The following is a 7,583-nucleotide window of genomic DNA, read 5'->3' on the forward strand; positions in this document are numbered from 1 at the left end:
GGAAAATTCACCCATCACCCATCACCCATCACCCATCACCCATTACCCATTACCCATCACCAATCCCCAATTCCGTAAAGCTAATGTTACCCTTTGAAGCTATTAATAAATTATGTTTGTTCTAGATAGGAAATTTTGGTTATGAAGGTTAATTTGCAGCCTGCCCTTAATGATGCTAGTGTAGACGCGCATCAAACGAGTAATCAACGTCAGTTGGCAATTTCGATTTCGGCGATCGCTGAGGATGAAGATGGTAATGCTCCTTTAAATTTATGCTTAATTCTCGATCATAGTGGTTCAATGGAAGGAAAACCACTGGAAACGGTGAAAAAGGCGGCTTGTCAGTTGGTTGATCGTCTCAGACCGGAAGATAGTCTAAGTGTTGTGGCTTTTGACCACCGTTCTAAGGTTTTAGTACCTAATCAATTAATTAAAGATTCAGACTTTATTAAACGACAAATTAACCGTCTCACGGCTGAGGGGGGAACTGCTATTGATGAAGGGTTGCGTTTGGGTGTGGAAGAATTAGCTAAGGGCAGAAAGGAAGCTATTTCCCACGCTTTTTTGTTGACTGATGGGGAAAATGAACATGGTAGTAATGACCGTTGTTTGAAATTTGCTCAATTGGCGGCTAAGTATAATTTAACTTTAAATACGTTAGGATGTGGTGACAATTGGAATCAAGATATTTTAGAAAAAATAGCTGATGCTGGTATGGGTAAGTTGTCTTACATCGAACGTGCTGAACAGGCTATGGAGGCTTTTAACCGTTTGTTTAACCGCATGGAATCCGTGGGTCTGACTAACGCTTTTTTACTATTATCGCTGATGCCGAATGTCCGACTGGCGGAACTTAAACCCATTGCCCAAGTTTTTCCTGATACCATTGAATTACCCGTAGAACCAGAAGCAGATGGACGGTTGATAGTCAGGTTGGGAGATTTAATGAAAGATGTAGATCGGGTAATTTTAGCTAATATTTATTTGGGGCAGTTGCCAGAAGGTGAACAGGCGATCGCTAATATCCAAATTCGCTACGATGACCCCACCCAAAGCAAAACAGCGTTACATACCCCAAATCTACCAATCTACATCAAGGTGACAGGGGACTACCAACCTAATCCTAATCCCCAGGTGCAGCAATATATTTTATCTTTAGCTAAGTACCGCCAAACCAGGTTAGCTGAAACAAAATTACAGCAGGGCGATCGCGTTGGTGCAGCTACAATGTTACAAACGGCGGCTAAAACGGCTTTGCAAATGGGCGATACGGGTGCAGCGACAGTGTTACAGACTTCCGCTACTCGTTTACAATCCGGGGAAGAATTATCGGAAAGCGATCGCAAGAGAACCAGAATTGTCTCCAAAACTGTGTTGCAAGATGCTTCTCCTAAATGAAAGTTCAATTACTCTCAGAGCTAAATGATACTAACGTTGATCCGGCTCAATTGAGTAGCCAGCGTCAACTAGCAATCTCTATTTCAGCCACTGCTGATGAGTCCGACCAAGGTTTACCCCTGAATTTATGCCTGATTCTGGATCAAAGTGGTTCTATGCACGGTGAACCAATGGATACTGTGATTCAGGCAGTAGAGGGATTAATAGATCAACTCAAACCTAGTGATGGCGCAACGCCCACCTCTGGTGATCGCCTTTCAGTTGTCGCTTTTGCGGGTACTGCGGGGGTCATCATCCCCAACCAAATTGTCCAAGACCCCGAAAACATCAAATCTCAGTTAAGAACTAAACTCAAGGCTGCTGGGGGAACAGTCATTGCTGAAGGTCTATCTTTGGGAATTACAGAACTACTCAAGGCTACTAAAGGTGCTGTTTCCCAAGCCTTTCTCCTCACCGATGGTCATGGTGACGACGGGTTACGAATTTGGAAGTGGCAAATTGGACCCAATGACCATAAGCGGTGTTTAGAACTCGCCGAAAAAGCCACCAGGGTGAATTTAACGATTAACACCTTGGGTTTTGGCAATAACTGGAATCAGGATTTGCTGGAAAAAATTGCCGATGCAGGTGGTGGTACTTTGGCTCATATTGAGCGACCAGAACAGGCTGTAGAGCAGTTTAGCCGCTTATTTCGACGAATCCAGTCGGTAGGTTTAACCAATGCCTATTTGTTGCTGTCTCTCATTCCTAGTGTGCGACTAGCGGAACTCAAACCCATTGCCCAAGTTGCCCCTGATACGATTGAATTACCAGTAGAATCGGAAACTAATGGTACCTTTGTGGTGCGGTTGGGTGATTTGATGCAGAATGGGTCACGGGTAGTTTTGGCTAATATTTATTTGGGACAATTACCAGAGGGTAGACAAGTAATTGGACATATCCAAATTCGCTATGATGACCCAGCAGCGAATAAACAGGGTTTACTTTCTGCATTGATGCCAATATATGCAAATGTTCCCAATGTTTACGAACCTGCGGTTGATCCTGCTGTGCAACAATCGGTTTTAGTTTTAGCTAAGTATCGTCAAACTCAGTTAGCAGAGGTGAAATTGCAGCAGGGCGATCGCGCTGGTGCTGCTACAATGTTACAAACTGCCGCTAAAACCGCCTTGCAAATCGGAGATACTGGTGCAGCAACGGTATTACAAACTTCTGCTACCCGTCTCCAAGCCGGTGAAGAACTGACAGAAGCAGACCTAAAGAAAGCTAGAATTGTATCGAAAACAATATTGCGAGAATAATATCCACGGGTGGGCATTTTGCCTACCCTACCTTCATTTAAAATGTAGTTTTAAATCCTATTCATCTTTTAATTCCATAAATCGTGATTCTAAAATTTAATAATGGGTGATGAAAATATGAAAATTATTCAACCTGACAGCAGCTATACCTTTCGCTCATATTTTGAACTATCTAATGATACTGATGAAATTTTAGCAGACTTTGATTATCACCTGATTAAAAAACGTCTGCAACTACCAAAAACCAATCGTCAACTATCAGGAATTGTGGAACTAAAACAAAACCTAGAAGATGTACTTCCCTACGTTCCATTAACCAGTGAAACCGCAAGACGAGAAATTTTAGTAGCCCCTGTATTAAGTCGTGTGGCTATAATTTGTCAACAAATATTAAGAATTGAATATCCTGTAAAAGTGAATAACCTACTACAAGGAAACCTTGATTATTTAATTCGTTCAATTCATAGTCTCATTGTCGTTGAAGCTAAACGTGATGATTTGACCCGTGGTTTTACCCAGTTAGCAGTAGAGTTAATCGCATTATCCATGCTAGACGAATCACCAGATATTATTTATGGTACAGTAACAATTGGCAATGTCTGGATATTTGGAATTTTAGATATCAACTCTCGAACTATATTTCAAGATATTGGTACTTACACCTTACCTGATAATTTAGAAAATCTAATTAGTATTTTAGTAGGAATATTAGAATAAAATTGTTCTTGAACTGTCAGGACTTCCGTTAGTTTTTTTGATTGCTGTTCTATTTGCTGCGCCATTTCCTCCACCAGTTTTTTGACGCTGGTTGGAGTCTTTCCCCTATCTTCCATGTCACTTAATTTAACAGATTTTTAGGGGAATTTTTCACGAACTTACCACTCAGCGCTTGCGCTATCGCTCTCCTACCCCCCTGAACCGTTACATAACTGAAGATGTAAAATTATATCGAGTTCCAGAAGAATTAAGGAACGCAAATTTAATAACCTGCAATTCTGATTTAACCTGGAATGGTGCGTTACGCTGTCGCTAACACACCCTACTTTTGCACTTTATTTAATTCATATTCCTAAGCGAGTTAGTTAACATTTTGGTAGGTATACTTAACTGTTAGGTAATGGAAGTTGTCGATTAAAGGGTGTATATTTGCCTCCTAAAGCTTCAACAATAGCGCGAGTGTTGGCTTCCATCATTTTTATGTATGTTTCGCCGCTGCTACCTTTTGCACCAATAGAATCAGAATAAAGTGGATTAGGGGCGAGTTTTACACCTGCTTCTTGGGCTACAGTTTGAATTAAAGCTGGGTTAATTGTAGTTTCGGCAAAAATTGCAGGTACGCCTATTTTTTTAATTGCATCTACTAATTGTTTGACTGTTTGGGCGCTTGGTTGTTCTTCTGTACTAATACCAATTAAAGTTCCAACAATTTTGATCTTATAGGCGTTACCATAATATTGAAAAGCATCATGGGTAGTAATAAGTTTGCGTTTGTTTGGAGGTATGGTTTGGATTTGTTGCTGAATCCAATTATGTAATTGCTGCAATTCTTGGGTAAGTTGGGTGGCGTTTTGTGTGAATTTTTCTCTATCTTCTGGTGATAGTTCAATTAAAGCTTCTCGAATTGCGTTTACCATAGCGATCGCATTCTCCGCACTCCCCCAAACATGAGGATCTGGGACACTTTCTCCCCTCCCCTTATCTAACTGCAAAGGTTTGACAACTTCCCCTACCGCTACCTTTCGTGCTTTCCCCCCGGTGGCGTTCATTAACTTAATTATACCCGGTTCTAAGTTATAGCCATTGTATAAAATCAAATCTGCTTTTTCCAAAACCCTACTGTCTGCTGGTACTGGTTCATAAACATGAGGATCTGTTCCTGGTGACAAAATTCCTGTGAGTTGGATTTCTTCTCCTCCAACTTCCTGGGCTAAATCAGCAATAATAGTGCTGGTTGCTACTACTTCTGGTTTATTTTCTCCCTTTGGTTGAGTCTCTGACGGGCTACAACTGAGTAACGCTAAAGGTAACAAAATTCCAATTATTTTCTTCATCGCTTGTTACTTTTTATCCTAAGTATTAGTTTGATTTATTCTTGAAATTACTTCTAATTATAGATTTTCTCATATTTCTCTCATTTTTGTAGTAAACTCAAGAAATAAATCTGGAAAAACATATATGCAAAATATTTCTTTATACCAAAGAGAAAACTTTTCTTACGGTCAACAAGTAATCAAAAATATTGACATGGATTCTACAGCAGCAATTAACATCACCCATTTAGGGGTACGCTATCGGACACAAGAAGCTTTAAGAGATGTTAACTGCATTGTTAAACCAGGACGGTTGACGGGAATTTTTGGACCCAATGGTGCTGGTAAAAGTACATTAATCAAAGCTATCTTGGGTTTAATTCCTTTAAATAGCGGGAATGTTTTATACAACAAAAAACCTTTGATGCAGCAACTTGATTTAGTTGCTTATGTGCCGCAGCGTAACCAAATTGACTGGGATTATCCGGCTACGGTGTGGGATGTGGTGATGATGGGACGTGTTAAAAAGACGGGTTGGTTGCGTAGCTTTTCGGGTGTCAGCCGCCAAATAGCAAAAGCAGCTTTAGAACGGGTGGGGATGAAAGAATATAGCGATCGCCCTATTGGGGAACTTTCGGGAGGACAACAACAAAGGGTGTTTTTAGCCCGTGCTTTAGCCCAGCAAGCGGAAATTTTTTGTTTTGATGAACCCTTCGTAGGTATCGATCAAAAAACCCAAACAGTCATTTTTGAAGTTTTTCAGGAACTTGCCAAAGCTAATAAAATTGTGTTAGTAGTCAACCACGATTTAGGAGAATCAATTACTCACTTTGATGATTTAATTCTACTAAATTGCGAACTAATTGCCACAGGTTCTCGCCAACAAGTCCTCACCCAAGAAAATCTACATCGTGCTTACGGGGGAAAGGTGATGTACTTTGCTGCGTAAATGTCTGGAAAAACCTTAGACCTCTTGCATAAATACTTTGGTGTCGCCAAGAATATTCTTGAAAAGCTCACGCAGAGGCGCAGAGGCGCAGAGGCGCAAAGAAGAATTTGAAAATCACGACTTTTGCAAGAAGGCTCTTCTATTCCCTGTTCCCTATGCTTAACATCTTAATTGAACCGTTGCAATACGGCTTTATGCAACGTTCTCTGATCATTGCCATATTAGTCGGGTTATTATGCGCTGTTGTTGGTAGTTACTTAATGGTGCAACGTTTAGCATTATTAGGTGATGCTATTAGCCACTCAGTTTTACCAGGATTAGCGATCGCCTTCATGGTGGGAGGTAACATTTTCGTGGGGGCGTTTATTGCTGGGATTTTGAGTACAGTAGCCATTACTTTTATTAATACGCGATCGCCCATTAAAGAAGATGCAGCAATGGGGATAGTTTTATCAGCCTTTTTTGCCCTGGGTATTACCCTAATTACAGTCATTCAAAAAAGCAATAAAATTGATCTCAATCACTTTCTTTTTGGTAATATTTTAGGCGTAACGGCCGATGAAGTCAGAGACACAGCGATCATTGCCGCCATTGTTTTAATTGTGATTGTCTTATTATATAAAGAACTTTTATTTTACACCTTTGATCCATTAGGCGCGCAAGCCGCAGGTTTACCAGTTAATCGTCTCAACTTTGGTTTAATGGTGTTGATTGCTTTAACAATAGTTGCCAGCATGAAGGCTGTAGGCGTAATTTTAGTATTATCACTATTAATTACACCAGGCGCAACTGCTTATTTATTAGTCAAGCGTTTACACCAAGTCATGATATTAGGTGCAGTAATTGGCATCATTTCTAGTATTAGCGGAATGTATCTCAGTTACTTTTATAATTTGCCTTCTGGACCCGCAATTGTTTTAGTTGTGTCGGGTTTATTTGTATTAGCATTATTTTTCAGTCCTAGACATGGGATTTTTAAAGCAAATGCTAATAAAAAATAATCAGGACTGTTAGTACCATACCAGTAGGGTGCGTCAGACCCGATAATTCGACTACACAGAAATTTGACATCTGACGCACCTGAAGATTGAACCGCTCATTTTCGGGTTGATCCGGATCGGCTTGGGGTTCAAATATTAATTAAATTTGAAGAAATATAATTTTGTTACCTAGACTACAGTTTTTACCTAATTGTAACGATTGAATTAAAAAATAACTTATTTTAAAAAGGATAAACAAGGTTGTCTCAAAGAGAAAAGGATAGGGATCAGTCTAAAACCAAGAAAAAGTCACAACTCCAGTAAATTTATATATCTAAAGTGTGACGACAATCAATCACGAATTTTCAGATAATAATGATCGGGAATATCAGTTTTTTTCAAATTTAAATTTGTTGAACAATAAATTTTAGCCAATTTGCCATTTTTTCTAAAAGATTATTAAATTCAGAGGTTTTAAAATGCAAGTATTACAAAAGATTTGCTGCCCAAATTGCGGCAGTCCAGCAGAACGTCACTATATTGCTGATAGTCAAATAACAAGGACACAATGCCCAACTTGTGACTATTTGATGATCAGTTGTACTCGCACTGGTAAAGTAATTGAGGCTTATGCCCCAGGCATTTACGCCAAACGGTAAAATTTTTTTGTGTAGGTTGAACGCATTTGTTGGGTTGCGTGCCTTAACCCAACCTACGAATCACGGCTTTTTTCAATTTGGCTACAGTATTGTTATCGAAAACATGAAAATAGGAGTTACGCATTGACAGAATCTATTAAATAAGCATTATCAATGCTATCTCTTGTAGGGTGCGTCAGACCCTATAATTGAGCATCTAACAGACTTCCTCTATCTGACGCACCGCACTAATATGGGATGACAAAAGCGTGAAACTAGGCAATTTT

7 protein-coding genes are annotated in these 7,583 nt (G+C 39.7%); 6 read left to right on the forward strand and 1 reads right to left on the reverse strand.

Going from position 1 to position 7,583, the window contains the following annotated elements; genetic code table 11:
* Window positions 1-141: 141 nt before the first annotated feature.
* From VB711_RS07840 to VB711_RS07850, 3 genes are all read left to right on the forward strand, one after another.
* Window positions 142-1,398, forward strand: a complete 1,257-nt coding sequence (locus VB711_RS07840) for a VWA domain-containing protein (protein ID WP_323285286.1) — start codon at window positions 142-144, stop codon at window positions 1,396-1,398.
* Window positions 1,395-2,699 carry a VWA domain-containing protein gene (locus VB711_RS07845; protein WP_323285287.1) on the forward strand — a complete coding sequence of 435 codons (1,305 nt, stop codon included), beginning with the start codon at window positions 1,395-1,397 and terminating at the stop codon, window positions 2,697-2,699. Before VB711_RS07840 ends, VB711_RS07845 begins: the two co-directional genes overlap by 4 nt.
* 117 nt (window positions 2,700-2,816) lie before the next feature.
* Window positions 2,817-3,416: a hypothetical protein gene (locus tag VB711_RS07850; protein ID WP_323285288.1), complete on the forward strand. Its 600-nt coding sequence runs from the start codon at window positions 2,817-2,819 to the stop codon at window positions 3,414-3,416.
* 386 nt (window positions 3,417-3,802) lie between these two features.
* On the opposite strand, the gene VB711_RS07855 is transcribed toward VB711_RS07850, so the two are convergent.
* Window positions 3,803-4,750 carry a metal ABC transporter substrate-binding protein gene (locus tag VB711_RS07855; RefSeq protein WP_323285290.1) on the reverse strand — a complete coding sequence of 316 codons (948 nt, stop codon included), beginning with the start codon at window positions 4,748-4,750 and terminating at the stop codon, window positions 3,803-3,805.
* Window positions 4,751-4,874: 124 nt separating this feature from the next.
* Here VB711_RS07855 and VB711_RS07860 point away from each other — a divergent pair, with 124 nt between their 5' ends.
* The 3 genes from VB711_RS07860 (at window position 4,875) to VB711_RS07870 (ending at window position 7,317) form a co-directional block, all read left to right on the forward strand.
* Window positions 4,875-5,678, forward strand: a complete 804-nt coding sequence (locus VB711_RS07860; protein ID WP_323285295.1) for a metal ABC transporter ATP-binding protein — start codon at window positions 4,875-4,877, stop codon at window positions 5,676-5,678.
* Between the two features lie 155 nt (window positions 5,679-5,833).
* On the forward strand, window positions 5,834-6,679 hold the full coding sequence (locus tag VB711_RS07865; RefSeq protein WP_323285296.1) for a metal ABC transporter permease: 846 nt from the start codon (window positions 5,834-5,836) through the stop codon (window positions 6,677-6,679).
* 458 nt (window positions 6,680-7,137) lie between these two features.
* The gene (locus VB711_RS07870; RefSeq protein ID WP_323285298.1) at window positions 7,138-7,317 is read left to right on the forward strand and encodes a replication restart DNA helicase PriA; all 180 of its coding nucleotides are present in this window, start codon (window positions 7,138-7,140) and stop codon (window positions 7,315-7,317) included.
* The last annotated feature ends 266 nt before the right edge of the window (window positions 7,318-7,583 follow it).

The organism is Cronbergia sp. UHCC 0137, assembly GCF_034932285.1.
GTDB lineage: Bacteria > Cyanobacteriota > Cyanobacteriia > Cyanobacteriales > Nostocaceae > Cronbergia.

Bases quoted from the DNA above. Each gene is read 5' to 3' on its own strand.
- VB711_RS07840 (WP_323285286.1), top strand. From the start codon at position 142: ATGAAGGTTAATTTGCAGCCTGCCCTTAATGATGCTAGTGTAGACGCG.
- VB711_RS07845 (WP_323285287.1), top strand. From the start codon at position 1,395: ATGAAAGTTCAATTACTCTCAGAGCTAAATGATACTAACGTTGATCCG.
- VB711_RS07850 (WP_323285288.1), top strand. From the start codon at position 2,817: ATGAAAATTATTCAACCTGACAGCAGCTATACCTTTCGCTCATATTTT.
- VB711_RS07855 (WP_323285290.1), bottom strand. From the start codon at position 4,750: ATGAAGAAAATAATTGGAATTTTGTTACCTTTAGCGTTACTCAGTTGT.
- VB711_RS07860 (WP_323285295.1), top strand. From the start codon at position 4,875: ATGCAAAATATTTCTTTATACCAAAGAGAAAACTTTTCTTACGGTCAA.
- VB711_RS07865 (WP_323285296.1), top strand. From the start codon at position 5,834: ATGCTTAACATCTTAATTGAACCGTTGCAATACGGCTTTATGCAACGT.
- VB711_RS07870 (WP_323285298.1), top strand. From the start codon at position 7,138: ATGCAAGTATTACAAAAGATTTGCTGCCCAAATTGCGGCAGTCCAGCA.